Source organism: Streptomyces sp. NPDC030799, from assembly GCF_055572255.1.
Genome location: NZ_JBVIDS010000002.1, coordinates 17,785 through 41,258, shown reverse-complemented (window position 1 = coordinate 41,258; position 23,474 = coordinate 17,785). Strand labels below are relative to the sequence as shown.

Annotated in this window: 26 protein-coding genes and 1 pseudogene; 16 read left to right on the top strand and 11 right to left on the bottom strand. The window is 71.6% G+C overall.

Features of this window, described 5'->3' with window-relative positions:
* Positions 1 to 120 precede the first annotated feature (120 nt).
* Positions 121 to 768, bottom strand: coding sequence for a cysteine hydrolase family protein (locus tag ACZ41I_RS04055; RefSeq protein WP_468513422.1), 648 nt, complete (start codon positions 766 to 768; stop codon positions 121 to 123).
* 103 nt (positions 769 to 871) lie between these two features.
* Here ACZ41I_RS04055 and ACZ41I_RS04050 point away from each other — a divergent pair, with 103 nt between their 5' ends.
* Positions 872 to 1,342, top strand: coding sequence for a pyridoxamine 5'-phosphate oxidase family protein (locus tag ACZ41I_RS04050; RefSeq protein WP_363217213.1), 471 nt, complete (start codon positions 872 to 874; stop codon positions 1,340 to 1,342).
* Positions 1,343 to 1,345: 3 nt separating this feature from the next.
* Here the strand turns inward: ACZ41I_RS04050 and ACZ41I_RS04045 are convergent, their stop codons facing one another.
* On the bottom strand, positions 1,346 to 2,248 hold the full coding sequence (locus tag ACZ41I_RS04045) for a LysR family transcriptional regulator (RefSeq protein WP_399763403.1): 903 nt from the start codon (positions 2,246 to 2,248) through the stop codon (positions 1,346 to 1,348).
* A gap of 74 nt (positions 2,249 to 2,322) precedes the next feature.
* Between ACZ41I_RS04045 and ACZ41I_RS04040 the strand changes: the two genes are divergently transcribed.
* The 3 genes from ACZ41I_RS04040 (at position 2,323) to ACZ41I_RS04030 (ending at position 3,640) form a co-directional block, all read left to right on the top strand.
* Positions 2,323 to 3,255 carry a DMT family transporter gene (locus ACZ41I_RS04040; RefSeq protein ID WP_468513097.1) on the top strand — a complete coding sequence of 311 codons (933 nt, stop codon included), beginning with the start codon at positions 2,323 to 2,325 and terminating at the stop codon, positions 3,253 to 3,255.
* Between the two features lie 158 nt (positions 3,256 to 3,413).
* Positions 3,414 to 3,542, top strand: a complete 129-nt coding sequence (locus ACZ41I_RS04035) for a hypothetical protein (protein WP_468513443.1) — start codon at positions 3,414 to 3,416, stop codon at positions 3,540 to 3,542.
* Entirely contained in the window at positions 3,491 to 3,640 is a 150-nt protein-coding gene (locus ACZ41I_RS04030; RefSeq protein WP_468513421.1) for a LuxR C-terminal-related transcriptional regulator, read from the top strand. The genes ACZ41I_RS04035 and ACZ41I_RS04030 overlap by 52 nt, the downstream gene beginning before the upstream one ends.
* Before the next feature lie 223 nt (positions 3,641 to 3,863).
* Here the strand turns inward: ACZ41I_RS04030 and ACZ41I_RS04025 are convergent, their stop codons facing one another.
* A complete protein-coding gene (locus ACZ41I_RS04025; RefSeq protein ID WP_399763413.1) occupies positions 3,864 to 5,195 on the bottom strand; it encodes an aminotransferase class I/II-fold pyridoxal phosphate-dependent enzyme in 1,332 nt (443 codons plus the stop codon).
* A 67-nt stretch (positions 5,196 to 5,262) separates the two neighbouring features.
* Here ACZ41I_RS04025 and ACZ41I_RS04020 point away from each other — a divergent pair, with 67 nt between their 5' ends.
* A complete protein-coding gene (locus tag ACZ41I_RS04020; RefSeq protein ID WP_363217208.1) occupies positions 5,263 to 5,943 on the top strand; it encodes a pyridoxamine 5'-phosphate oxidase family protein in 681 nt (226 codons plus the stop codon).
* Between the two features lie 14 nt (positions 5,944 to 5,957).
* Here ACZ41I_RS04020 and ACZ41I_RS04015 read toward each other — a convergent pair whose 3' ends face one another.
* The 3 genes from ACZ41I_RS04015 to ACZ41I_RS04005 form a co-directional block, all read right to left on the bottom strand.
* A complete protein-coding gene (locus ACZ41I_RS04015; RefSeq protein WP_468513096.1) occupies positions 5,958 to 6,953 on the bottom strand; it encodes a DMT family transporter in 996 nt (331 codons plus the stop codon).
* A gap of 188 nt (positions 6,954 to 7,141) precedes the next feature.
* The gene (locus ACZ41I_RS04010) at positions 7,142 to 8,146 is read right to left on the bottom strand and encodes an EamA family transporter (protein WP_468513095.1); all 1,005 of its coding nucleotides are present in this window, start codon (positions 8,144 to 8,146) and stop codon (positions 7,142 to 7,144) included.
* Between the two features lie 69 nt (positions 8,147 to 8,215).
* Positions 8,216 to 8,746 (bottom strand): hypothetical protein, encoded by a 531-nt coding sequence (locus ACZ41I_RS04005; protein ID WP_468513094.1) that lies wholly within the window; start codon positions 8,744 to 8,746, stop codon positions 8,216 to 8,218.
* Between the two features lie 296 nt (positions 8,747 to 9,042).
* Between ACZ41I_RS04005 and ACZ41I_RS04000 the strand changes: the two genes are divergently transcribed.
* A complete protein-coding gene (locus tag ACZ41I_RS04000) occupies positions 9,043 to 9,471 on the top strand; it encodes a type II toxin-antitoxin system Rv0910 family toxin (RefSeq protein WP_399763426.1) in 429 nt (142 codons plus the stop codon).
* Between the two features lie 72 nt (positions 9,472 to 9,543).
* On the opposite strand, the gene ACZ41I_RS03995 is transcribed toward ACZ41I_RS04000, so the two are convergent.
* Positions 9,544 to 10,170, bottom strand: coding sequence for a PadR family transcriptional regulator (locus tag ACZ41I_RS03995; protein ID WP_468513093.1), 627 nt, complete (start codon positions 10,168 to 10,170; stop codon positions 9,544 to 9,546).
* Between the two features lie 781 nt (positions 10,171 to 10,951).
* Here ACZ41I_RS03995 and ACZ41I_RS03990 point away from each other — a divergent pair.
* The 4 genes from ACZ41I_RS03990 to ACZ41I_RS03975 all read left to right on the top strand — a co-directional run bounded on the left by ACZ41I_RS03990 (position 10,952) and on the right by ACZ41I_RS03975 (position 14,137).
* Positions 10,952 to 11,314 (top strand): MarR family winged helix-turn-helix transcriptional regulator, encoded by a 363-nt coding sequence (locus ACZ41I_RS03990; RefSeq protein ID WP_363220128.1) that lies wholly within the window; start codon positions 10,952 to 10,954, stop codon positions 11,312 to 11,314.
* Positions 11,311 to 12,744 (top strand): MFS transporter, encoded by a 1,434-nt coding sequence (locus tag ACZ41I_RS03985; RefSeq protein WP_468513092.1) that lies wholly within the window; start codon positions 11,311 to 11,313, stop codon positions 12,742 to 12,744. Before ACZ41I_RS03990 ends, ACZ41I_RS03985 begins: the two co-directional genes overlap by 4 nt.
* A 33-nt stretch (positions 12,745 to 12,777) precedes the next feature.
* Positions 12,778 to 13,071, top strand: coding sequence for a DUF1330 domain-containing protein (locus tag ACZ41I_RS03980; protein WP_363220123.1), 294 nt, complete (start codon positions 12,778 to 12,780; stop codon positions 13,069 to 13,071).
* A gap of 253 nt (positions 13,072 to 13,324) precedes the next feature.
* Positions 13,325 to 14,137: a PhzF family phenazine biosynthesis protein gene (locus ACZ41I_RS03975; RefSeq protein WP_399763437.1), complete on the top strand. Its 813-nt coding sequence runs from the start codon at positions 13,325 to 13,327 to the stop codon at positions 14,135 to 14,137.
* Between the two features lie 284 nt (positions 14,138 to 14,421).
* Here the strand turns inward: ACZ41I_RS03975 and ACZ41I_RS03970 are convergent, their stop codons facing one another.
* Together ACZ41I_RS03970 and ACZ41I_RS03965 are read right to left on the bottom strand one after the other, a co-directional pair.
* A complete protein-coding gene (locus tag ACZ41I_RS03970) occupies positions 14,422 to 15,222 on the bottom strand; it encodes a CPBP family intramembrane glutamic endopeptidase (protein ID WP_399763578.1) in 801 nt (266 codons plus the stop codon).
* 219 nt (positions 15,223 to 15,441) lie between these two features.
* On the bottom strand, positions 15,442 to 16,959 hold the full coding sequence (locus tag ACZ41I_RS03965) for a glutamate-cysteine ligase family protein (RefSeq protein ID WP_363220126.1): 1,518 nt from the start codon (positions 16,957 to 16,959) through the stop codon (positions 15,442 to 15,444).
* 568 nt (positions 16,960 to 17,527) lie between these two features.
* Between ACZ41I_RS03965 and ACZ41I_RS03960 the strand changes: the two genes are divergently transcribed.
* Positions 17,528 to 18,130, top strand: coding sequence for a hypothetical protein (locus ACZ41I_RS03960; protein WP_468317297.1), 603 nt, complete (start codon positions 17,528 to 17,530; stop codon positions 18,128 to 18,130).
* Positions 18,131 to 18,406: 276 nt separating this feature from the next.
* Entirely contained in the window at positions 18,407 to 18,613 is a 207-nt protein-coding gene (locus tag ACZ41I_RS03955; RefSeq protein WP_030603474.1) for a DUF5999 family protein, read from the top strand.
* Between the two features lie 111 nt (positions 18,614 to 18,724).
* Here the strand turns inward: ACZ41I_RS03955 and ACZ41I_RS03950 are convergent.
* Positions 18,725 to 18,832: pseudogene (locus ACZ41I_RS03950) on the bottom strand (endo-1,4-beta-xylanase); the annotation flags it as partial.
* Between the two features lie 166 nt (positions 18,833 to 18,998).
* On the opposite strand from ACZ41I_RS03950, the gene ACZ41I_RS03945 reads away from it, so the two are divergent.
* From ACZ41I_RS03945 to ACZ41I_RS03930, 4 genes are all read left to right on the top strand, one after another.
* Positions 18,999 to 19,529, top strand: a complete 531-nt coding sequence (locus ACZ41I_RS03945; protein WP_363220465.1) for a universal stress protein — start codon at positions 18,999 to 19,001, stop codon at positions 19,527 to 19,529.
* Between the two features lie 135 nt (positions 19,530 to 19,664).
* Positions 19,665 to 20,222, top strand: coding sequence for a hypothetical protein (locus tag ACZ41I_RS03940; RefSeq protein ID WP_468513091.1), 558 nt, complete (start codon positions 19,665 to 19,667; stop codon positions 20,220 to 20,222).
* Positions 20,223 to 20,484: 262 nt separating this feature from the next.
* Positions 20,485 to 22,440 (top strand): APC family permease, encoded by a 1,956-nt coding sequence (locus tag ACZ41I_RS03935; protein WP_363220467.1) that lies wholly within the window; start codon positions 20,485 to 20,487, stop codon positions 22,438 to 22,440.
* A gap of 92 nt (positions 22,441 to 22,532) precedes the next feature.
* Positions 22,533 to 22,928: a TOBE domain-containing protein gene (locus tag ACZ41I_RS03930; RefSeq protein WP_069783985.1), complete on the top strand. Its 396-nt coding sequence runs from the start codon at positions 22,533 to 22,535 to the stop codon at positions 22,926 to 22,928.
* A gap of 12 nt (positions 22,929 to 22,940) precedes the next feature.
* On the opposite strand, the gene ACZ41I_RS03925 is transcribed toward ACZ41I_RS03930, so the two are convergent.
* Positions 22,941 to 23,429, bottom strand: a complete 489-nt coding sequence (locus ACZ41I_RS03925; protein ID WP_468513090.1) for a molybdopterin-binding protein — start codon at positions 23,427 to 23,429, stop codon at positions 22,941 to 22,943.
* Between the last annotated feature and the right edge of the window lie 45 nt (positions 23,430 to 23,474).

Genomic DNA, 23,474 nt, shown 5'->3' with positions numbered 1-23,474 from the left:
ACAAACCCACCCCCCGAAAAAAAAAAACCACCCCCTCTTCCCCTTTTTTTTTTTTCCCCCCCCCCCCCCCCCCCCCCCCCCCCCCCCCCCCCCCCCCCCCCCCCCCCCCCCCCCCACCCCCTAGGGCCGCCGCCCACGCGGCCGTTGGAGGCAGCCGAGCACCTCGTCGGTGGTCGAGATCGTGGCGATCAGCGCGAGGGTGTGCCGGATCATCGCGGGCGTGTAGTCGGCGGGCACCCCCGCGATGGCGTCGGCCGGGACGACGGCGGTGTAGCCGAGGTTGACCGCGTCGAACACCGCGTTGGGTATCGCCACGTTGGCGGAGACGCCGGTGACGATCAGCGTGCGGCAGCCGAGATTGCGCAGCAGGGCGTCGACGTCGGTGCCGTGGATCGGGGACAGGCCGTGCAGCCGGCGTACGACGAGGTCCTCCTCACCGACCTCGATCGGGGGTGCGACGCGCACCGCGGTGGTGCCGGACAGCTGTTGGACGGGGAGCCGTTCCGCGGCCCGGAAGAGCCGGGCGTTGCGGCTCGCCCCCCGGCCGTCCGGGCGGCGCTCGGCGATCGCGTGGATCACCTGGACCCCCGTCTCGTGGGCGGCGGCGACGAGCCGGGCGACCTGGCGCAGCGCACCGGAGGAGCGGGCCTCGCGGGCCAGGTCGGGCAGGGCGCTGTCCGGTCCGACGACGCCCTGCTGGCACTCCACGGTGAGCAGGACGGTGTGCCCGGGGTCGAGGAGTTGACGGAGCTGTTCGTACGACGGCATGACGCGCCCCCTGGCCACGAACGGTTTTCTTTTCTGACGTGATGTCAGAGGATCTCCAGGACACGATAGTTCTCTGGCACGACGTGGGAGAAGAGGGGGCCGCATGACCATCACTCAGCAGCGCCGGGGCCGGAAGATCATGATGACGCCCGGCGAGCTGGACACGTTCCTCACCAGTCAGCGCACCTGCCGGGTCGCGACCGTCTCGGCGGACGGCACTCCGCATGTCAGCGCGCTCTGGTTCGCCTGGGACGGCACCTCGCTGTGGCTGTACTCGGTGGTGCGCAGCCGGCGCTGGGCCCAGCTGCGGCGCGATCCGCGGGTGGCTGTCGTGATCGACTCCGGCGAGGAGTACGACCAGTTGCGCGGGGTCGAGCTGTCCGGGCGGGTGGAGTTCGTGGGCGAGGTGCCGCGCACCGGGGAGCTGTGCGCCGAACTCGACACAGCGGAGACGCTGTTCGCGCGGAAGAACTTCGGTCTGGACGAGATGCCGCACGACGGACGGCACGCCTGGGCACGGCTGACCCCGGAGAAGATCGTGTCCTGGGACTTCCGGAAACTGGGCGGGGCGTAGAGCTCAGCCGAGTTGCTGCGCGGCGGTGCGCAGGGCGTCGACCGCGGCCCGGATCGAGGGGCGGCGGTCGGCGTCGGCCCGCCAGACCACATACACGTGCCGGCGCACCCGCTGCCTGAGCGGCACCATGACCACGCCGTCCGGGACCGGGTGGCGGCCCAGCAGCGGTGCGATGCAGACACCCAACCCGGAGGCGACCAGGCCGAGTTGGGTGTGGGTCTCGCCGGCGCGGTGGCCGACGATCGGTTCGACGCCCTTGGACCGCAGCGTGAACATCAGCCACTCGTGGCAGAACTGACCCTCGCCCCAGGTGATCCACTCGTCCTCGGCGAACTCGGTGAGGTCCACCTCGTCCCGGTCGGCGAGGCGGTGCCCGAGCGGCATGGCGACATCGGCCGGGTCGTCCATCAGGGGCGCCTTGACCAGGCCGTCGGGCACCGGCATCGGCTTGTTGTACCAGTCCAGGACCACCGCGAGATCCAGGTCGCCACGGACGACACCGGCGATGCCCGGCTCCGGCTCCAGCTCGCTGGAGCGCACGCGCAGCCCGGGGTGCTCGGCCCGCAGTGCGCCGAGCGCGGCCGGGAAGAGCCCCCGGGCGGCGGTCGGGAACGCCGACAGCCGTAGTTCGCCGACGACCTGCCCGCGGTGCGCCTCCAGGTCGGACTCGGCCAGTTCGACCTGCGAGAGGATGCGCGCCGCGTGCTCCGACAGCAGTCGGCCGGCGTCCGTGAGCCGCACGCCCCTGCCGTTCTTGGCGAGGAGCTGCTGCCCGATCTCACGCTCCAGCTTGCCCAGCTGCTGGGAGACGGCGGACGTGGTGACGTGCAGCGCGTCCGCCGCGGCGCTGACCGAGCCGTGCCGGGCGAGGGCGTCGAGGGTGCGCAGGCGCTCCAGGTTCAACATGTAAGTGATTCTAAGAGGTTTCTCGTGGAAAATCTCGATTGTGCTACGAGGTTGCCTGGAGCATCGTGGAGGCCATGAGCACGGTCACCGCAACCCGCACCCAGTCCCCCGCCCCCGCCCGTCCCCGCGCCCGCCTGGACTGGCGGCTGCGCTTCGGCGCGCTGTCCCTGATCTGGGGCTTCAGCTTCCTGTTGATCAAGGTGGGCACGGCGGGATACGCGCCCTTCCAGGTCACTCTCGGGCGTCTCGTGTTCGGTACGGCGGTACTGGCGGCGGCGATGGCGGCCAAGCGGGAGCGGCTGCCGCGCGGGGCCCGGCTGTGGGGCCATATGGCGGTCGCCGCGTTCTTCCTGAACGCCCTGCCGTTCTCCCTCTTCGCCTACTCGGAGCTGACGATTCCGTCCACGCTGGCCGGTATCTGCAACGCGACGTCGCCCCTGTGGGGGATGGCCCTGTCGCTGGTCGCCCTCTCCGAGGACCGGCCGACCCGGGTCCGCGTGGCCGGACTCGGACTGGGGTTCCTGGGCGTCCTGACGGTGCTGGGTGCCTGGCAGGGCTTCCACGGGCTGGACGCCACGGGTACGACCTTGGCCCTGCTGGCGTCGCTGAGCTACCCGGTGGGCTGGATCTACGTCCGGCGGACGCTGGCGGGGACGGGCAACTCCCATCTGTCGATGACGGGGGCGCAGCTGATGCTCGCAGCGCTTCAACTGGCCGTTGTCACACCGCTGTTCACCAGCTTCCCCGCACACTTCTCGCTGGTTCCGCTGCTCGCGATCGCCGCGCTGGGGGTGTTGGGCACGGGGCTGGCCATGCTGATCCAGTACGGGTTGGTCACTGAGGTCGGGCCCACCACCGCGCAGATGGTCACGTACTTCATTCCGGTCATCGCGACAGGTGCGGGCGTTGCCATTCTCGGGGAGTCGTTGCGGTGGACCACGCCCGTCGGAGCGGTGATCGTTCTGGCGGGGGCGGCGCTTACGCAGATGCGGCGGAAGGGTGCCTGAGGGGGCTGCGGGTTCGTGTGCGGGCGCGGGTCCGTTGTGGATACGCAGCGGCGGCGCTGGAAGGTCCACGACAGGTGGCTCTTGCTTCGACTTCCGACGTGGGCTCGCCGCAGGTGGCGCGCTTCTTGGAGGCAAGGGCTCGTCTGGTGGAGCCCACCGTGCAGCCGGCCCCCGCCGATCTGCTGCTGCCCGTCGTGGCCGCCTGGTACGGCATCCCCGCAGGGAGCGCGGCGTACTGGAACTGGCGCTCGAAGGGCTGCCCGCCCAACAGATCGCCCGCCGCCTGAGCCTGTCGCCCCACACGGTCAACGACCACTTCAAGGCCGTCTACCGCAAGACCGGAGTAACGTGCCGCGAAGAACTGATCTCAGGGCTGTGCCGCTGATGCGCGTACGGGCCGATCACCCGGCCACCTCGGGCAGCGCGGGCTTGTTCATCGACGAGTTGGTGCGCTCGCACACCCGTAGCCGTAAGCCCGCATCCAGGCTCGGAGCAGGGTGCTCGGGGTCGTGGTCGAGGTGACCGGCCGGCGTCGTGAACTCGTCGCGCAGGACAGCAGCCGCTCACCCCGCTCGTCGATCACCGGACAGTGGTGATGTCACGGGCTCTCAGACATAGACGCGGGCCGGAGACGGGCGCACCGCTGCTGACACCGCGTCCGCCAAGGGGCTGATGTCCTCCTCGGTGAGTGTCGAGATCGTGATGCGGATGCCCGGCCGGGAGGCCACGCGGAAGCGGGCGCCCGGAGCGACCGCCCAGCCCTGCTGGAGGAGACGGGCCACCGCGCCCGTCTCGTCCGGGACCGGCACCCACACGTTCATGCCGCTGCGCCCATGAGAGACGACTCCGCGCTCCGCCAGCGCCTCGACCAAGGCGTCCCGCCGGGCCGCGTACGCCTGCGCCACCGTCACCCGGTCCACCGCGCCCTCGGTCCACAGCCGGGCCACGGTCCGCTGCAGCAGCAGGCTCACCCAGCCGGGGCCCAGACGCTGGCGGCCCCGGACGCGGTCGACGGTGACCGGGTCGCCGGTGAGGACAGCTACCCGCAGGTCGGGGCCGTAGGCCTTGGAGGCGGAGCGGACGACGGCCCAGTGGCGAGTGACGCCCGCGAGGGGGTGCAGCGGGAGGTCGACGATGCCGTGGCCGTGGTCGTCCTCGATGAGCAGGGTCTGCGGGTGGTCGCGCAGGACCGCACGCAGGGCACGCGCGCGCGTGGCGGTCAGCGAGGCGCCGGTCGGGTTCTGGGCGCGGTCGGTGACGATCAGCGCGCGGGCCCCGGAATCCAGGGCGTGGCGCAGGTCTTCGGGGCTCGGTCCGTCGTCGTCCACGCCCACGGGGACGGTCCGCAGGCCCAGGGCGGGAACCAGGTCGAGGACACTGCCCCAGCCGGGGTCCTCGACGGCGACCGCGTCGCCCGGTTTGAGGTGCGCGGCGAGAACGCGCTCGATGGCGTCGAGGGAACCGGACGTCACGGTCAGCGGACCGTCGGGGACGCCGTCGGCGTCGAGTTCGGCGCGGGCGATGCGGACGAGGCCCGGGTCGACCGGGTCGTCGCCGTAGAGGACGGGCCGCCGGTCGCCCTCCTCCGCCGCCGCGACCAGGGCGGCGGTGAGGTGGGGCAGCAGAGCCGGGTCGGGGTTGCCGGTGGCCAGGTCGCGGCCTCCGGCGGGGACCTCCACCCGCAGTTCCTCACGGCCGGTGGTGGCCGGCTTGGGCCGGATACGGCTGCCCCGGCGGCCGGCCGTCTCGATCACGCCTCGTTCGCGCAGGGTGCGGTAGGCGGCCGCGACGGTGTTGGGGTTGACGCCGAGCCGGGCCGCCAACTCCCGCATGGGCGGCAGGGTCTGGCCCGGCCGCAGGTCACCGGCGCCGACCGCGCGCTCGACGCTGGCCGCGATCTCTGCTGCGCCGCGCCCTTCGATGGGATACTCTCCTAGCACAAAGAGCATTATGCACTAGTGCAATACTGATCGCCAGCTCACCATTGCTCGCCTTGGAGGGACCGTCATGCAGGGGACGACCGAGGAAAACCAGGCCGCCGCCTACACCCCGACCGACCGCACCGTGCCCACCCGCTCCGCGGACCGGGCGTCGTACGACAAGGAGCTGGTGCACTCGATACTCGACGAGGGGTACGTGTGCCACCTGGGATTCGTCCGCGACGGGGCACCGGTGGTGCTGCCGACGCTGTACGGGCGGGTCGGTGAGCGGCTCTATGTGCACGGGTCCACCGGTTCCCGCCCGCTGCGGATGACCGGCGAGACCGACCCGGGCCTGCCGGTGTGCCTGACGGTCACCCACGTGGACGGGCTGGTGCTGGCCCGCTCCGCCTTCCACCACTCCATCAACTACCGCTCCGTGGTCGTGCACGGCGTCGCGCGCCAGGTCACCGACCCCGAGGAGCGGCGGGTGGCGCTGGACGCGCTGGTGGACCACGTCGTACCGGGCCGCGCCGCCGACTCCCGGCCTGCGAACAAGAAGGAGCTGGCCGCCACCGCGGTGATCCGCCTGGACCTGGACGAGGTCTCGGCCAAGGTCCGCACCGGCGGCGCGAACGACGATCCGGAGGACCTCGCGCTGCCGCACTGGGCCGGCGTCGTCCCGCTCCGCAAGGGCTACGACGCGCCGGTGCCCAACGCCGACCTGGCGGCCGGCGTCGAGCTGCCGGACTATCTGACCGCGCTGTAGACCACGGACAGCACCTACACCCGGACCGACTCCCGGCCGCCGCCCCCGCGGGCCTCGCTCACCGCCAGGCCCGCGACCGCGCCGAGCAGGAGCAGGATGCCGGCCGTGGTGGTCACCGTGAGGCGCTCACCGAGCAGGACGACGGCGAGCGCGGCCGCGGTCACCGGTTCCAGCAGCATGATCACGGAGACGGTGGCGGACCGTACGACGGCCGCCCCGGCGAAGTAGAGCGCGTACGCGAGAGCCGTGGGCACGGCGGCGATGTACACCACCAGCCACAGCAGCCGGGCCGGGTGGGCGGTGTGCGGGAGCAGGCCCTCGTGCAGCGCGAACGGCAGCAGGCACAAGCCGGTCACTGCGAAGGCCCCCACGGTGGTGCCGGAGGCGTCGGCGCCGCCGCCCCTCCCCCACCAGCGGGTCAGCAGGGTCATGGCGCCATAGCCCGCGGCCGAGGCGAGCGCGAGGAGCACGCCTGCGGGCCGCACGGTCGCGGCCGAGCCGCCCAAGGTCAGGACGGCCAGCCCGGCGAGTGCCCCGGCGACGGCCGACGCCCCGCCGGCACCGAGCTGTTCCCCGAGCAGCAGCCGGGCACCGAGCGCGATGAGCACGGGGCCCGCGCCGAGGGTGACGACGGTGGCCACGGCCAGTCCGGTCGACTCCACGGCGGCGAAGTAGGCGGTCTGGAACACGGCCAGACCGAGGCCGGTGGCGAGGACCTTGCCGGCCCTGCGGAGCAGGGGTTCGGTGGTGGCCGGGCGGACACGCGGGCGCAGTCCTCGTCCGGCGAGCAGCAGGACGAGGCCGAGCGCGCAGCGCCAGAAGGACAGCCCGAAGGCGCCCATGTCGCTGGTCCGGTAGACCAGGGAGGCGGCGGCTCCGGCCGTGCCCCAGGCGGCACCGGTGATGATCAGGTAGAGCAGGCCACGCCCGACGGGCAGGCACGAAGCAGTGTCGGACGTCGTCGGGCGACTCGTCGACAAGGGATTCGCCGACAAAGGATTCGTCGTCAAGGGATTCTCTCCGCAGAAACGCACCCAGGGTGCGGAAGTTCGAGAGCGTCCCGCTGCAGCGGGACGCGCGGACTTCATCTGCGGGCAGCACCGTCCGGCCCGGCGCAGCTGCGCGGGGCTGGTGTCCCGGAGGCCCGCCTCAGGCGGCCGGGGGCGGAAGGACGAGCGTGGACGGCATGACCGGCACCCTATGCGGCCGTACCGTGGGGCGACAACTCGCGTTCGGCTCCGCCCGCGGCCACCGGCTCGGCGGACCCCTTGGCCGGGGCGGACGACTGGGCGATGAACGCGCCGACCAGGACGACCACACCGCCGGCCACCTGCGGCGCCGACAGATGCTCGCCGAGCAGCACCCAGGCCAGCACGGTCGCGATGACCGCCTCCAGGCAGGCGACGACACCGGCGACCTGCGGGGACAGCCGCCGTACCGACAGCACACCGGTGACGTACGCGACGACGGTGGCGATCAGCACGATCCAGCCGAGCAGGGCGAGGGCCGGTACGGCGGTGCCGTTCAGGTCGGCAGAGCCGGTGAGCACCGACCAGCGCATGCTCCAGGGGCGGGCGACGGCCGTGAGGACGAGGGCGCCGACGAGCAGGCCGTGGGCGATGACACCGAGCGGGTCCGGTGCCGCGTCGCCCGCGTCGCTGCCCTGGTCGGCCAGGACGAAGTAGCCGACCTGGCAGCAGGCGGCGCCGAGCGCGAGCAGCAGTCCGAGGGCGTCGAAGCTGAGCCCCGACCAGACCTCCACCACACAGGCGAGGCCCCCGGCGGCGAGGACGACGCCGAGCGCGGCGGCGCGGGTCACCGGCCGCCGCTGCACGAACCGCACCCAGCCCAGCACCAGCGCGGGAGCCAGGTACTCGATGAGCAGCGCCACACCCACCGGGATGCGGGAGAGCGCGGCGAAGTAGCAGGCCTGGACCCCGGCGACGGCGAGCAGTCCGAATCCGGCGAGCAGCGCGGGACGGCGGTGCAGCAGGGCGCGGTGCCGTACCGCGAGCGGCAGCATGACGAGGGCGGCGCCGGCCACCCGCAGCCAGACCACGTCGAGCGGGTCGAGCCCCGCCTCGATCAGCGGTTTGGCGGCCACTCCGGACCCGCCGAAGGCGAGCGCGGAGGCAAGTGCGAGACCGAGCCCGGCGCCCTTGCCGCGGCTGCCCTGACTGCTCTCTGACGTATGCACCGGCACATGATGACAGGCGGCGACATGAGCGTCACCCCTGTTGACACCTGTCTCAGGGGCTGGACATGCGGGGGCTCAGCGGGCAACGCCTCCGTCGCCGGCGTACTCCTCCGCCGGGCCGGCTTCGAGCCGGGTGTTCAGGTCGCGGATGCCCGCGCGGGCCAGCACCTCGACGGCCCGGGAGGCGGGATCCGCGGTGAGGGTGGCGAGGAGGTCGATGCCGTGCACGCGGGGCTCACCGCGCAGTCGGGCGCGGTCGCGGGCCCCGTCCAGTGCGGCAGCCGCGGCGGGCGACCAGCCGGCGGTGTCCCCGGGTTCCCGGGCGCCGCGAACGGCCTGTCCGGGGACGGCGGGGAGCGCACCGGAGTCCTCCACGCTGCCCTGCCAGCGCAGTCCGTAGCCGATGCTGCGCTGCACGAGGTAGCCGAGCAGCCGGGCGAGCTGCGGCGGCCCGCCGACGGCGGCACGCACCTCGGGATCGTGTTCCAGCAGGGAGTGCAGCAGATGCGCGGTGTCGATCTGCCGGTCGCCGTCCCGGACGGCCCTCCGCCGGGCACCGGCGACCACCGCTGCCAGCTCGGCGCCGAGCGCGGCATCGTCGTCCATGTGCGCAGCCGCCTCGTCATGGGCGGCCCGACGGGCTGTACGGGGTTGCACATCCTCTACCCCATCAGCATCAACGGGCCGAGTCATCCACGGGCGGAACCATCTTTGCATCCCACACAGAGTGGACATCGCCGCTCCGGATCTCCTCCTCAGGGAGGAGATCCGGCCGATCAGGGGTCGACGGCAGGCAGTACCGCACCGGATTCTGACGGTTCATCAGTATTGAATGTTCGTGCCCTTGCGGCTACGTTCCGCGACACCGTAGCCCGCTACGCCCGATCCGAAGGGGTGGTCGCATGGCCGAAGTCAGCGCGGAGGCACGCATCGAGGCACCGGCCGAGAAGGTGTGGACCCGGCTCACCGACTGGTCGTCGTACGGGGAGTGGAACGCCACCCACACCAGCTTCCCCAAGGGCGGGCCGGACACGCTGGCCGTGGGCGGGACGTTCCAGGAGAACATGAAACTGATGGGCTTCCCGGCCGAGGTCGACTGGACCATCGAGGAGCTGGAACCGGCGCGGGTGTTCGCCATCCGGGGCAAGGGCCCGATGGCGGTGACGGTCGCCACCCGCTACACCCTCACGCCCGACGGGGACGCCACGAGCGTCCGTATCGACGGCGAGTTCACGGGCGCCGCGGTGTCATTGATGGCGGGCAAACTGAAGGACTCGGCGACGGCCGCGCTGAACGAGTCGCTGCGCAAGCTGGCCGGCCTGGTCGCCTGAGCCCCGGCGGGCCGGGCACGCGAAGGCGCCCCGCGCGGACCGCCGCGCGGGGCGCCTTGCCCGACCGCGAGCTCAGTGCTCGTCGGCCAGGATCAGATACAGCTTCTTGCGGGCGTCGTTGATGACGGCCAGCGCCTTCTCGCGCTGCTCCTTGCTGCCGGTCTTCCAGACCTGCCCGAAGGCTTCCATCAGACCGAAGCCCGCCTGGCGGATCTCACCGAGCGCCTCCCAGTCGACCCCGCGCGAGGCCTCCTCCCAGGGGGCGTCCGGGCCCTCGTCGGCCACGACGCGCCCGTCCCCGGTGAGGGCGAACAGCTTCTTGCCGCCCTCGCTCTCGCTTGCGATCAGGCCCTCGTCCTCCAGCAGTTGGAGGGTGGGATAGACCGAGCCGGGGCTGGGCTTCCAGGCGCCGCCGCTGCGTTCGGCGATCTCCTGGATCATCTCGTAGCCGTGCATGGGACGGTCCTTGAGCAGGGCCAGGATCGAGGCCCGCACATCACCGCGCCGCGCCCGCCCCCTCGGGCCACCGCGCCCCCGGGGCCCCCAGGGGCCGGGCCCGAATCCGGGTCCGCCGGGGCCGAACCCCGGACCACCCGGACCGAAGGGCCCGAAGGCGGCCCGCCGCCCGTCGAATCCACCCCTGCCGCGCAGGCCGGGGCCCTCGTGCCGATGTCCACGCTCGAATCCGTGGGTACGCATCGCGATCACTCCATTCCATCGATGATCTGTCACGTCTGTATCGCGTATCGTTCGCGATGCCTCAACGATATATCGGTACCGATCGCATGACAAGACCCGTGTCAGGACGCCGGGTGTCCTGCCTCCGACGACCCGGCTCCTGTCTCAGGCGATCTGGTCCGGTTCGCCGGTTGTCTCGAGCGATCTGGTTCGGACGGTGTACGGAACGGGTGGTCGTGGTGGGGGTTCGCCGGCGCCGACGGGGTGGGACAACTGGGATCGCCGGCCCGATTTTGGGACGAGCCCTTCGAACGTGCCGCTCCGGTCCGGAAGTTCATCGCGTTCAAGGGGCAGAAGAACGTGAGCTGACGGCCGATCTGCTCTCAGCTCCGCTGAACGGCGGGACGGTCGTCAGCCCTGGCGGCGGGGAGGACATCGTGAGGCCTGCGCGTCCGGGACGGTTGCGGCTGGGTGCCCGTGCCAGGGATGTCCGCCAGGTTCTTGGGCCGGGCCGAACCTCGGGCGGTGGCAGCGATGCGCCGGGCCGTCACGGAGAGCGTCCCGGCGTCCACGTCGTTGGGGGTTCATCGGCCAGGACAAGCGCAGTGGCAGCCTCTGAGACGTCACCGGCTCCCAGCGGTCGAGGCCGCCCGCGCCAGTCGACCATTTCCATAAACTATGAATATAAAGATGTTATGCTTCGAGCATGAGTCGTCAAGACACCGCTCCTGGCGCGTCCGCCGCCATCGGGGCAGCCCTCTACGGCCTGGCCACCAGGGCCGTGAGACGCCTGCCCCGGGACATGAGCCTGACGTCCGCCGCCACCCTGGCCACCCTGGACCGGACCGGCCCGCGGCGCATCACCGATCTGGCCGCGGTCGAGGGCGTCACCCAGCCCGCGATGACCGCGCTGGTCCGGGTGATGGAGGAGTCCGGCCTGGTCGAGCGGCGGGGCGACGCGTCCGACAAGCGGGTCACGCTGGTGTGCCTGACCGAGGCCGGCGCCTCCTATGTCCGGACGCGGCGCCAGGCGGGCGTCCACGCGTTCGAGCGGTTGATCGGCGAGCTCACCGGCGACGAGGTCGAGGCCCTGGTGGCGGCCCTTCCGGCGCTGGAACATCTGGCGGAGCTCGAAAGCCAGGACCGCGAAGGGCCGAAGCAGTGACCGGGCAGCCGGTCGGCGGGGTCGCGGTGAAGGCGTTCCCGGTGGCGCGTTCCGAGGCGCGGCTGCTGGTCCCCGCCCTGATGTTCATCGCTCTGGTCGTGGCGGCGGTCGCCAGCCTCGGGACGCCGCTCATCACCAGCGTGGCGACCTCGTTCCACGTCTCGCTCGGCAGCGCGCAGTGGACGCTGACCGTCGCGCTGCTCAGCGGCGCCGTCGCCACGCCGGTCCTGGGCCGGCTCGGAGCGGGCCCGCACCGGCGGGCCACGATCCTCGCCACGCTGGCGGTCGTCGTCGCCGGCAGCGCGCTCACCGTGCTGCCGCTGCCGTTCGCGTGGCTGCTGGCCGGCAGGGCGGCCCAGGGCGTTGGGCTCGGGCTGACGGCGCTGATGATGGGCGTGGCCCGGGACCACCTCCCCGAGGAGCGCAGCGCGGCCGTGATCGCCCTGATCTCGGTGGTCTCGATCATCGGGGCCGGCGTCGGCTACCCGTTGGCCGCACTGCTCGCCGAGCTCGGCGGGGTACGGGCCGCCTACGGCCTCGGCCTGGTCGTCACCGCCGCCGCCCTCCTGACCGCGTGGCGCTCCATGCCCGAAGCCCCCGAAGGCCGCTCCGCCCACGTGGACGTGGCAGGCGGGGTCGTCCTGGCCGCTGCGCTGCTCCTGGTGCTGTTCCTCGCCGGCGAACGGAATCTGTGGAGCCGGCACCTCGCCGTGGCGGCGGGCCTCGCCGTCGTCGCGGTGGTGCTGATCTGCGTCTGGGCCGTCATCGAGTTGCGCAGCACGACGCCCCTGATAGATGTGCGGGCGGTGCGGCACCCGGCGGTCGCCGGGGCGAACCTCGCCATGTTCGTCGGCGGGATCGGCATGTACCTCCTGCTCACGCTCATCACCCGGTACGCGCAGACGCCGCACGGCGCCGGCTACGGCTTCGGGCTGACGACCTTCGTCGCCGGGCTGGTCCTCATCCCGTTCTCGGTGCTGGGGTTCGTCGCCGGCAAGCTCACGCCGCGGGTCCGGACGCGGATCGCCGACCCCCTGCTCCTGGCCGGCAGCGCCGTCGTGGTCGGCGGCGGGTTCGCCCTGTTCGCGGCGGCCCGGTCGGGCCTGGCCGAACTGTTCGCGGCGATGGGCGTGCTCGGCTTCGGCGTCGGCGGCTTCTCGGCCGCGATGCCCGGCGTCATCCTGGACGTCACCCCCAAGAGCGAGACGTCGAGCGCCATGAGCTTCAACTACGTCGTCCGCAGCGTCGGGTACTCCCTGGGCAGCGCCATCGGCGGTCTGATCCTCGCCGCGGGCACCGGCCCCGGTCACCTCTTCCCCGACGACAGCGCCTACACCACCGCGGCGCTGGTCGGCATCGGCGCCATGGCGATCACGACGCTGACAAGCCTCGCTCTCGCCCGCCGACGCTCGTCCGAGACCAACCCGTAAGTCAGATGCACTCATCCCCACACTGGAGGTTCCATGCCCAAGGGCTACTGGGTCAGCGTCTACCGCACCATTTCAGATCCTGAGAAGCTGGCTGCTTACAACAAGCTGGCCCGCCTGGCCGTCGAGGCCGGGGGCGGTCGGACCATCGTCCGCGGCGGGCGGGTCGCGGCGTACGACGCCGGAATCGCCGAGCGCACCGTCCTGGTCGAGTTCGACAGCTTCGAGCAGGCCGTCGCGGCGCGCGAGAGTGCGGCCTACCAGGAGGCGCTGGTCGCCCTCTCCGACGGCGTCGAGCGCGACTTCCGCATCGTCGAAGGCATCGACTGACCGAGGCCCAGTCGGTCGTGGGCGGCTGTCTTCGGTCTTGATCGTCTGTCAGCGGCCGAGTTCGAGGTTCGTCAGGACGAGCAGGGCGCGGAGAAGGTTGGTGGCGCGGGCGGGGTTCGTGCGGAGTTTGGTGAGGATGCGCCAGGTCTTCAGGCGCGCGAAGCGGGGGGATGCCGCCGGTGTACGGGAAACGTGCCAGGACTCGTGAATTGGCCTTGGGCCGGCGCCCGGCGCAGCCACTAGCGTCGGCGCCATGCGCATTCGAATCGTGGACGCCTTCACCGACCGCCCCTTCGCCGGCAACCCGGCCGGAGTCCTGCTCCTGGACGACGTCTTCCCGGACGACGACTGGCTCCAGAACGTCGCCATGGAGGTCAACCACGCCGAGACGGCGTTCGCCCACCGGCTGCCCGAGGGCGGCGAGGCGGACTGGGCACTGCGCTGGTTCACGCCCGTCGCCGAGGTGGCGATGTGCGGGCACGCCACGCTCGCCACGGCCCACGTCCTGCACACCACCGGCGCCCACGAGGGCCCGGTACGGTTCGCCACCCGCAGCGGCGTGCTCAGCGCCCACCCCGCCGAGGACGGCTCGATCACGCTCGACTTCCCGACGGCGCCGCTCCGTCCGGCCGAGATCCCGGCGGGGGTCGCCGAGGCGCTCGGGGCACAGCCGGTCGCGGTCTTCGACACCGGTCCGAACGTCGGCGACCTGCTGGTGGAGCTGGCCGACGAGAAGACAGTCCTCGGCCTCACGCCGGACCTCAAGTCCCTGTGCGCCTACTCCGCGCGCGGCATCATCGCGACCGCACTCGCCGACGACGCCTCCCGCGGCTACGACTTCGTCTCCCGCTGCTTCTTCCCGAACGTCGGCATCGACGAGGACCCGGTCACCGGCAGCGCCCACACCGCGCTCGCCCCGCACTGGTCCGCGCGCCTCGGCCGGGACGACCTCACCGGGCTGCAGGCCTCCCGCCGTACCGGCCTGGTCCGCACCGGCCTGCGCGGCGACCGCACCCTGCTCACCGGCCGCGCGGTCACGGTCATCGAGGGCGAACTGCGCGCCTGAACAGCCGCCGCGCCGCCGGCCGGTGGATACAGGGAGGCGGCCAGGTGCGCCACCGGCCAGTGGGGACTACGGGGCCACCCGCCTGCGCCACCGCTGCTGGAGATCACGGCAGCCGCCGGCCGCCTGCACCACCAGTCCGTGGACATCACGGCGGCCTGCCTGCGCCACCGGCCGGTGGAGACTCCTGCGCCACCGGCCGGTGGAGACGACAGGGTGGCCGCATACGCCGCGGGCCGTGGCGGATGCGGGCCGTGGTCTGTCTGCGCGACCAGCCCCGTCGGTGCTCAGGCCGTCGGCAGCCAGCCGACCTTGCCCGCGAGAAGGGCGTAGCCGACGAACGCTCCGATGTCGAGCAGGGAGTGCGCAACAACCAGGGGGCCGACCCGCCCCCAGCGGCGGTACAGGTACACGAACACCACGCCCATGACCATGTTGCCGAGGAAGCCGCCGATGCCCTGGTAGAGGTGGTACGAGCCGCGCAGCACCGCACTGGCCACCAGCGCGGTCCCCGGGGTCCAGCCCAACCGGCCCAGCCTGCGCAGCAGATAGCCGACGACGATGACCTCTTCGAGGATCGCGTTCTGCAAGGCGGACAGGATCAGCACGGGGTACTTCCACCACACGTCCGGCAGCGCCTCGGGGACGACCGTGAGGTTGAAGCCGAGGCCGCGGGCAGCCAGGTAGAAGGCGATGCCGGTGCTGCCGATCACGGCCGCGACACCAGCGCCCCGGGCCAGGTCGGGCCAGGGGCGGGTGCGGTCGAAGCCGAGGGTGCGCAGGCTGCCGCCCTCGCGCATGAGCAGGTGGGCGACCAGGGCGACGGGGACCAGTGCGGTGGCGATGCCGAACAGCTGCCAGGCGAGGTCCAGCCAGGGGCGGCCGGGCGCGGCCGAGGCGTTGAGGGTGGCCGCCTGGTCCTTCAGACCGCCCGGCTTGGTGACCGAGCCGATGAAGCTGATCAGTGCGGAGACCCCGCTCGCTCCCAGCGAGAGCCCGAGGACGAGCAGCGTCTCGTCCCGCAGGACCCGCTGCGGGTCGCGCTCCCGCGCCCCCGAATCAGCCACCGAGTCAGCCTCCACCTGCACCCCTGCCTCCAGCCGGCTCATGAGCCCCGCGGCTCACCTCTGCCCGGCAAGGATCGCAGAAGGAGATGTGAGGACAGCGTACGGGCCGCACGCAGGCGGCACCGGCACACGTCACCAGCTTCAGCCCCGCCCCACCCCGCACACCCGGCGGTCCGCACGGCGCGCGGCACTCACGCCAACTCAGGCCCCATGCCACCGGAGCCACTCACCACCCTGCCCTCAGCCCAAGGCCACCGCCTCCGGCAACCCCACCGGCCACATGTGCACCGGCTCCCCCACGTGCATGAGCTCGGCATACCTCCGCGTCGTAGCGGCCAGCGCCGCCTCACGGGTCAGCCCCTGCTCCAGTGCCCGATGGAACGTGGCCGCCTGCCAGGACGCCCCGTTCACCCGGCGCCGGCAGCGCTCCTCGATGACGCCCAGGTACAGATCACGGTCTGCCGCCTCCACACCCCACGCGTCGAGACCGGCCGCCGCCAGCGGCAGCAGTTCGTCGCGGATCAGGGTGACCGCGTCGACCTCGCCCGTGCCGCCGTAGCGCCCGCGCCGGGGCCACACGAACCGCGCGTCGATGCCGTACCGGCACGCCGCGTCGAAGTTGGCCTCGGCCGCCGCGAAGGGCAGCCTGGTCCACACCGGCCGGGACTCCTCGGCCAGGGCGCGCACCAGGCCGTAGTAGAAGGCCGCGTTGGCGATCACGTCGGTGATGGTCGGCCCGGCCGGCAGCACCCGGTTCTCCACCCTGAGGTGGGGGACGCCGTCGGCGATGCCGTACACGGGCCGGTTCCAGCGGTAGATCGTGCCGTTGTGCAGCACGAGTTCGGCGAGTCGCGGTGTGCCGCCCGCCTCGACGACGTCCAGCGGCTCCTCGTCGTCGCAGATCGGCAGCAGGGAGGGGAAGAAGCGCAGATTCTCCTCGAACAGGTCGTACGCCGAGCTGATCCAGCGCTCGCCGAACCAGGTGCGCGGCCGAACGCCCTGCGCCTGGAGTTCGGGCGGGCGGGTGTCGGTGGACTGCAGGAACAGCGGGGGCCGGGACTCGCGCCACAGTTCGTGACCGAACAGGAACGGCGAGTTGGCGCCGACGGCGATCTGAGCGGCACTCGCCGCCTGCGCCGCGTTCCACACGTCCGCGAACCGGCCGGGAGTGACCTGCAGATGCAGTTGCAGAGAGGTGCAGGCGGCCTCGGGGACGATCGACTTGGACGTACAGACGAGGTGTTCCACGCCCTCGATGTCGAGCCGGAAGTCCTCGCCGCGCGCGGCCACGATCTGCTCGTTGAGCATGGTGTAGCGGTCGACCTCGGAGAGGTTGGAGGAGACCAGGTCGTCGCGGTCGAGAGTGGGCAGAATACCGATCATGACGATACCGGCGTCCACTTCGCCGGCCTTGCGGTCGGCATAGGCGAGCGAGGTGCGCAGTTCCTCGGCGAGCCGGTCGAATACCCGACCGCCCAAGCGGTGTGGTGCGATGTTGACTTCCAGGTTGAACATGGCGAGTTCTGTTTGGAAATCGCGGCTCGCGATGCGCTCCAGTACCTGGCCGTTCAACATTTTGGGCATACCGTCGGGCCCGGCGAGATTCAATTCGATCTCGACTCCCATGAGATTCCTGGGACGGTCGAATCGCTTCTCGCACAGCAGTCGCTCCAGTCCCGTCAGGCACTTCTGGAGCTTTTCGCGGTAGCGCTGGCGATCGGACAGGTCGAACTGCCCTGCCGCGACCTTCTCCCCCATCGAAGTGTCCCTCCTCGGATGGGCGGGCCGGCGATCCGGCCGCCGGGCTCCCGGGTCAGGGTGGATGATGCCCACCGGAAGCGATCGATAACGTCCCGCGCGGGCCCGGCGCCCGCTACTCTTTCGGAATGTTCCCCGCGGCACATTCACGGGGCATGTCACAGCCTGCACCTTCGGGTGCCCGCAACGCCTCGTGAAAAACGCCGATGACATTCGGCCGACCGTTACCGGTGCGTATGGCGAGGTCAGCGGCGGAAGGCGGGCGGGAAATCGGGAGGAGTCCCACAAATCTGCGGCGCATTACCGCCTTGTGTGACTTCCGGAAATGGGATAGATGAAACAACGGCCGAACACGCGTCGTATAAACTTCGCCCACAAGGCAGAAGGGTGACGCCCCAGGTCCTGGTTCCTGCCGTGTTCAGGCCGTCCCATGACGGGCGGCAGGCCGAGCCGCACCCTTGTTCACCGACCCGGGCCTCAACCCTTCCGGCCTTGCGTGAGCAGACAGCGCCGTCCGCCCCACCCCTCCTCGCGCCGTCGCGCCTGTCGTACGAGAGAGGCGACCCACATGCCGCTGCACGTGCCCCCTGCCCCCGTGCCTGCCCTGCGTTCCGTCCTCACCGCCCTGGGTTCGCCCACCGCGGTCCGTGAGGCCCGCACTCCCTCCCTGCGCGCCGCGCAGGGCCCTACGACACCCGAACTGCCGCTGCCGGTGCATGTGCTGGACCGGATCACCGCCCAGGGTCTGTCCGCGACCCGGCTGGCCGGCTGGCGCTTCCTGATCCGCTGCGGCGACCGGGCGGTGGCCGCGGCGGAGACGATGCTCACGCCCGACGGCTGGGCCTTCTCGCACTTCTTCGAGGGCCCGTACGTCGCCTCCACCGAGCGCGCCCTGCACCAGGCCGAGGCACTGCAACAGCCTTATCAGGCACGGTTGTTGTCCGTGCCCGGCCTCTACATGCTCACCCTGTGGCTGCACGGCGACCTCACGGCCGACGGAGCCGAGGGGCACCCGGTGGGCACCGACCTGCTCGTCCCGCTGGCGCCGGCCCCGCCGGGCATACCGGCTCACCGGCCGTTCCCGGTCACCGAGTTGCTGCCGGTGCTGACTCATCGCGCGACTCCCCTTCCACTGCTCGGGCCGCCCGTTCTCGACTCGCCCGCCGCCTGACGCACATCCGCGTACCCCGCTGCCCGCAAGGGAAGCGGGGTACGCCCATGTCAGCGGGTCTGGTCTGCATGGACTAGCCCTATCCGGCCACTGCAAACCACCCGAAGTGACAGTGCACTTCGACTGAACCGTCCGGGCGGGTGACGCGTCATGAACCTGTGAGAAGCGGTGCTGCGAAATCCCTGCGGAATGCCGCCCAGAGGGCAACACTGGGTTCCGACCGACTTATCACCACGGGGGACGGCCATGACCACAACAGAGCGAAAGATCCCATCCATGTGCCAGCACCAGCCGCCGTGTCCACCAGCCGAGTCCGCCGACCGGGAGTCCGCCCGTCTCGTGGCGCACCACCCGGAGCAGGGATGGAGTCTGCTGTGCAACGGCGTCCTGCTCTTCGAGGACACCGGTGAGCTGCTGCCCGACGGCAGGATCATCGCTCCGCACCGTCCGCTCGGTGCGGAGCAGGTGATGACCGCTGCCTGAGCGGAGCGAGAACAGAGCAAGAGCAACCTGAGGGGCCGGCCCGCACGCATCCCGTGCGCACCGGCCCTGACGTGTGTAGGGGTGGCTACGGGCCGTGACCGGAGGCTGTCTCAGCGCCTCGCGCAGCGACTGGTACGCCGGTTCGGGCTCCAGTTGCTCGTCCCACGGCAGGGCCGCGCCCTCACCGGGGAAGACGGCCGGGACCCAGGAGTATCTGTCGTGCAGCAGCCGGTACCCGAGGCCGGCTGCAGCCGCCCGGAGAACACCGTCCGCCCGGCTGGTCGAATCGCCGGTACGGGAGTGGGATGGAAGGAAGCAACGGCCTTGCAGGGCGGGCACGTCCGCGCGAGAGACCCCGGCGTCGCCCGCGAGGAACGGTGGAGCGATGTCCGGTTATGACGCCTCGGCGACCGCGCGGGTGGTGGTCGGTGTGAGCGGCTCCCTGGGCAGCGTCACGGCCCTGCGGCGGGCCACCGCGCTGGCCCGCAGGCTTGGAGCCGAACTGTGGCCGGTGCTGGCCTGGGAACCGCCGGGCGGTGATCCCGCCGCGCGCCGCTCCCCCGCCGCCGGTCTGCTGGTCGAGGACTGGCAGCGGCTGGCCGGGCAGCGGCTGGCCTCCGTACTCGAGGAGATCTTCGGCGGGGACGCACCGGGTGTGCCGATGCACGCCGTCATCGTCCGCGGCGCCCCGGGGCCGGCACTGGTGGCGACCGCGAACCGGGAGAACGACGTCCTGGTCGTGGGCGCCGGTCGACGCGGCCTGCAGCGCGCCTTCTCGGGCCGGGTCTCCCGGTACTGCCTGGCGCACGCGGTCTGCCCGGTGCTGGCGGTGCCCCCGTCCCCGCTGGAGTCGCAGTTGCTCTCCGTCCACCGGCGCAACACCTGGCATCTGCGCATGGACATCCGGGGACTTTGACGGGGGCCCTGGGGAAAGCGCCCCGGACGGCGAGTGCAGGCGTCGCGCCAAAAAGGCCCCCACAGCCATCAGGACAGCGTCAAGGTGGGCGACGGGCCTGCTCCATCGGCGCCGGCCCTGTCTACCGTCTCAGACATGAGGCACCGCAACGACGCGCTTTCCCGGCTCGCGGGCCGGCACCGGACCGGCACCGCCGGCGTGGTGCACGACCGCGACTGGGCGGCGGACGTGCGCGCGTCGCTCCGCTGCGCCGGTGTCCTGCTCGGCCTGCTGCTCTTCGTCGACTGGGCGGCCGGTTCCCTCACCTGGTGGCGCTGTGCCCTGTGGCCGGCCGTCGCGCTGCTGCTGTTCCTCGTCCTGTTCCCGGTACGGGTCTCGGCGGGTGCGGGCTGGCTGGCCACCCGCGGTCTGCTGCGCACCCGCCGGGTCCGCACGGATCTGCTGATCGCGGTGCGTCCGCTGGACGGCGTGGCCCAGCGGCTGGTCCTGCGCGACACCCTCGGCAACCGGGTCGAGATCGACCCCGGGACACTGATCCGCAATCCCGGTGTGTGGTACCTCCTCGACGAGGGCGCCCGGGTGTCCGAGGCGGCGGGCACCCTGCTGTGCGGCACAACCGCCCTGCACCGCCTCGCCCGCCGTATCGACCGCGAGACGGCCCTGGGCGTGTTCCGGGCCTCCGGCTTGGAGTGAGGTGGTGCCGGCCCAGGACATGACACTCGGTGGCCGTCCCGGCGTGGCGGTGGGGGCCGTTGCCCCGGACGGCCGTGCTCCCGGCCACCGGCTCCGGCCTCGCCTTCTTGATGCGACTGTGCTGCTCTCGCGCCATTCTTAACGCAAGATTGACGCCTCCCGAGCCCTGATCCATGGGCCCAGGCGTCACTCTCTGCTTACGCTGGTGCCGCCGTCCGCGTGATGGCCGGAAAAGAGCTGAGCCGCACACAGGAGCACGCCGATGGCCACGACCGAGCACCCCCCTCCCAGTCGCTTGCGCAACTGGATGCTGGAGGGGCTGTCCGACATGGGCAAGCACGGCGGCCACACCGGGCCCCACGCCGAACCGGAGCCCCCGCACAAGGGCCAGCGCTGGTGGCGCGTGATGTGCCTGACGGGTGTCGACTACTTCTCGACCCTCGGTTACCAGCCCGGCATCGCGGCTCTGGCGGCCGGCCTGCTGTCCCCGATCGCGACGATCGTGCTCGTCGTCGTCACCCTGGCCGGCGCCCTGCCGGTCTACCGCCGCGTCGCCGAGGAGAGCCCGCACGGCGAGGGCTCCATCGCGATGCTGGAACGGCTGCTGTCGTTCTGGCAGGGCAAGCTGTTCGTACTCACCCTGCTGGGCTTCGCCGCCACCGACTTCCTCATCACCATCACCCTGTCGGCCGCCGACGCCTCCACCCACCTGGTGGAGAACCCGCATCTGACCAGCGCCCTGCACGGCCACCAGATGGTGATCACGCTGTTCCTGGTGGCACTGCTCGGCGCGGTGTTCCTGAAGGGCTTCCTGGAGGCGATCGGTGTCGCGGTCGCCCTGGTCGGCGTCTACCTCGCGCTCAACCTGGTCGTCGTGATCGTCGGCCTGTGGCACGTCCTCACCGCCGGGCATGTGGTCACCGACTGGTCCAGCGCCCTGACGGCGGAGCACGGCAACGTGTTCGTCATGGTCGGCGTGGCTCTGATCGTGTTCCCGAAACTCGCCCTCGGCCTGTCCGGCTTCGAGACCGGTGTCGCCGTCATGCCGCACGTCCAGGGCGACACCGGGGACACCGAGGACAAGCCGACCGGCCGGATCCGGGACACCAAGAAGCTGCTCACGACCGCAGCGCTCATCATGAGCTGCTTCCTGATCGCCACCAGCTTCATCACCACACTGCTGATCCCGGAGAAGGACTTCAAGACGGGCGGCCCGGCCAACGGCCGTGCCCTCGCCTACCTCGCGCACCAGTACCTCGGCGGCGCCTTCGGCACGGTCTACGACATCTCGACCATCGCCATCCTGTGGTTCGCCGGCGCCTCCGCGATGGCAGGCCTGCTCAACCTCATGCCGCGCTATCTGCCCCGCTACGGCATGGCCCCGCACTGGGCGCGCGCGGTACGCCCGATGGTGATCGTCTTCACCCTGGTCGCGTTCCTGGTGACCTGGATCTTCGACGCCAACGTCGACAAGCAGGGCGGCGCGTACGCCACCGGTGTGCTGGTGCTGATCAGCTCGGCCGCGATCGCGGTGACCATCGCCGCGCACAAGGCCGGGCAGCGCAACTGGACCATCGGGTTCGGCGTGATCGCGGCGGTGTTCCTCTACACGACCGTCGTGAACGTCATCGAGCGCCCGGACGGTGTGAAGATCGGTGCCTGCTTCATCGCCGGCATCATCCTGGTCTCGCTGGCGTCCCGGCTGGCCCGTGCCTTCGAGCTGCGCGTGACCAGCGTGACGCTCGATCCGATGGCGGAACGATTCGTCCGGGACATGGCCAGCCGGAAGATGCGGTTCATCGCGAACGAACCCGGCCACCGGGACAAGGCGGAGTACCGCGACAAGATCGAGCAGATCCGCGCCGACAACGACATGCCCGAGCAGGAGGACTTCGTCTTCGTCGAGGTCACGGTCACCGACCCCTCCGAGTTCGAGGCGAGCATGACCGTGCGCGGCGAGGTCCTGCACGGCCGCTACCGCGTGCTGACCCTGGAGTCCGCGTCCATCCCCAATGCCCTGGCCGCACTGCTGCTCCACGTCCGGGACAGCACGGGCTGCACCCCGCACATCTACTTCGAGTGGACCGAGGGCAACCCGTTCGCCAATTTCCTGCGCTTCTTCCTCTTCGGCCAGGGCGAGGTCGCTCCGGTCACCCGCGAGGTGCTCCGGGAGGCGGAACCGGACCGGGTACGTCGGCCGCGCGTGCACACCGGGTGAGACCGGACGCATACCGACAGGGCCGTATCGCGTTGTACCCAACGGCCGACCCGCGTCCACGGTTCCCAGCCGGTGGCCCTATCGTGACCGGCATGCAGTCCTACACGATCGGCCAGGCGGCACGGTTGCTCGGCGTGAGCCCGGACACCGCCCGCCGCTGGGCCGACGCGGGCCGGGTGGCAACCCACCGTGACGAGGCCGGGCGGCGGCTCATCGACGGCAGGGACCTGGCCGCGTTCTCGGTTGAACTGGCCAAGGCGGGCGGCGGCGAGGAGGACGCCTCCTACACCTCCGTCCGCAACGCCTTCCCCGGCATCGTCACGGCGATCAAGCTCGGTGACGTCGCCGCCCAGGTGGAGATCCAGGCGGGCCCGCATCGGCTGGTGTCGCTGCTGACCCGGGAGGCCGTCGAGGAACTGGGCCTGGAGGTCGGCATGGAGGCCACCGCGCGTGTGAAATCCACCAACGTGCACATCGACCGCGTCTGACACCGTCCCGGTTCACGGAGCTGCCGCCGACGCACGACCGGGTACGGCCGGCACCGGAGCGTCACAGCGGTAACCGCCGTCCACCCGGATCGCCGTGACACCGCTGATGTGCCGGGCCCCGCACCGGTCCTGCGGCAGCACCAGCTGGGGGCCGGCCGTATCCAGCGGGGTGTCGTCGATGCGCACGCCGAGCAGGACGGGCGCGTCCGCGAAGTCCGGGTCGATCTCGGCCCAGGAGAGCACCGCGTGGTGGCCGTCGGTGCCGGTGACGGCGATGAGAAAGCGCAGCCGGTCCTTGCGCCGTGCCGGGTCGAAGCCGGGCCCCGCGTCGGTGAGGACGTCGTACAGGCGTGGGCCGGCGAACCGGTGGTGCTGGAGGCCGCTGGTCGCGCACTCGAAGCTGACATCCACCCGGTGCTGTGGCCAGCGCAGCAGGTCCGGCACCCACAGCCGGGCGGGCCGGGCCAGATCACCGGTCAGGGCGAGTACCGCGAGCGTCACCTGCGACCACCTCCCGCAGCACCGTACCCGCCGCGGCGCACCGTG

What these genes read in the sequence shown, in the direction of transcription:
- ACZ41I_RS04055 (WP_468513422.1), bottom strand. Translation starts at nt 768, where the DNA reads ATGCCGTCGTACGAACAGCTCCGTCAACTCCTCGACCCCGGGCACACC.
- ACZ41I_RS04050 (WP_363217213.1), top strand. Translation starts at nt 872, where the DNA reads ATGACCATCACTCAGCAGCGCCGGGGCCGGAAGATCATGATGACGCCC.
- ACZ41I_RS04045 (WP_399763403.1), bottom strand. Translation starts at nt 2,248, where the DNA reads ATGTTGAACCTGGAGCGCCTGCGCACCCTCGACGCCCTCGCCCGGCAC.
- ACZ41I_RS04040 (WP_468513097.1), top strand. Translation starts at nt 2,323, where the DNA reads ATGAGCACGGTCACCGCAACCCGCACCCAGTCCCCCGCCCCCGCCCGT.
- ACZ41I_RS04020 (WP_363217208.1), top strand. Translation starts at nt 5,263, where the DNA reads ATGCAGGGGACGACCGAGGAAAACCAGGCCGCCGCCTACACCCCGACC.
- ACZ41I_RS04005 (WP_468513094.1), bottom strand. Translation starts at nt 8,746, where the DNA reads ATGGACGACGATGCCGCGCTCGGCGCCGAGCTGGCAGCGGTGGTCGCC.
- ACZ41I_RS04000 (WP_399763426.1), top strand. Translation starts at nt 9,043, where the DNA reads ATGGCCGAAGTCAGCGCGGAGGCACGCATCGAGGCACCGGCCGAGAAG.
- ACZ41I_RS03995 (WP_468513093.1), bottom strand. Translation starts at nt 10,170, where the DNA reads ATGCGTACCCACGGATTCGAGCGTGGACATCGGCACGAGGGCCCCGGC.
- ACZ41I_RS03990 (WP_363220128.1), top strand. Translation starts at nt 10,952, where the DNA reads ATGAGCCTGACGTCCGCCGCCACCCTGGCCACCCTGGACCGGACCGGC.
- ACZ41I_RS03980 (WP_363220123.1), top strand. Translation starts at nt 12,778, where the DNA reads ATGCCCAAGGGCTACTGGGTCAGCGTCTACCGCACCATTTCAGATCCT.
- ACZ41I_RS03975 (WP_399763437.1), top strand. Translation starts at nt 13,325, where the DNA reads ATGCGCATTCGAATCGTGGACGCCTTCACCGACCGCCCCTTCGCCGGC.
- ACZ41I_RS03965 (WP_363220126.1), bottom strand. Translation starts at nt 16,959, where the DNA reads ATGGGGGAGAAGGTCGCGGCAGGGCAGTTCGACCTGTCCGATCGCCAG.
- ACZ41I_RS03960 (WP_468317297.1), top strand. Translation starts at nt 17,528, where the DNA reads ATGCCGCTGCACGTGCCCCCTGCCCCCGTGCCTGCCCTGCGTTCCGTC.
- ACZ41I_RS03955 (WP_030603474.1), top strand. Translation starts at nt 18,407, where the DNA reads ATGTGCCAGCACCAGCCGCCGTGTCCACCAGCCGAGTCCGCCGACCGG.
- ACZ41I_RS03945 (WP_363220465.1), top strand. Translation starts at nt 18,999, where the DNA reads ATGTCCGGTTATGACGCCTCGGCGACCGCGCGGGTGGTGGTCGGTGTG.
- ACZ41I_RS03940 (WP_468513091.1), top strand. Translation starts at nt 19,665, where the DNA reads ATGAGGCACCGCAACGACGCGCTTTCCCGGCTCGCGGGCCGGCACCGG.
- ACZ41I_RS03935 (WP_363220467.1), top strand. Translation starts at nt 20,485, where the DNA reads ATGGCCACGACCGAGCACCCCCCTCCCAGTCGCTTGCGCAACTGGATG.
- ACZ41I_RS03930 (WP_069783985.1), top strand. Translation starts at nt 22,533, where the DNA reads ATGCAGTCCTACACGATCGGCCAGGCGGCACGGTTGCTCGGCGTGAGC.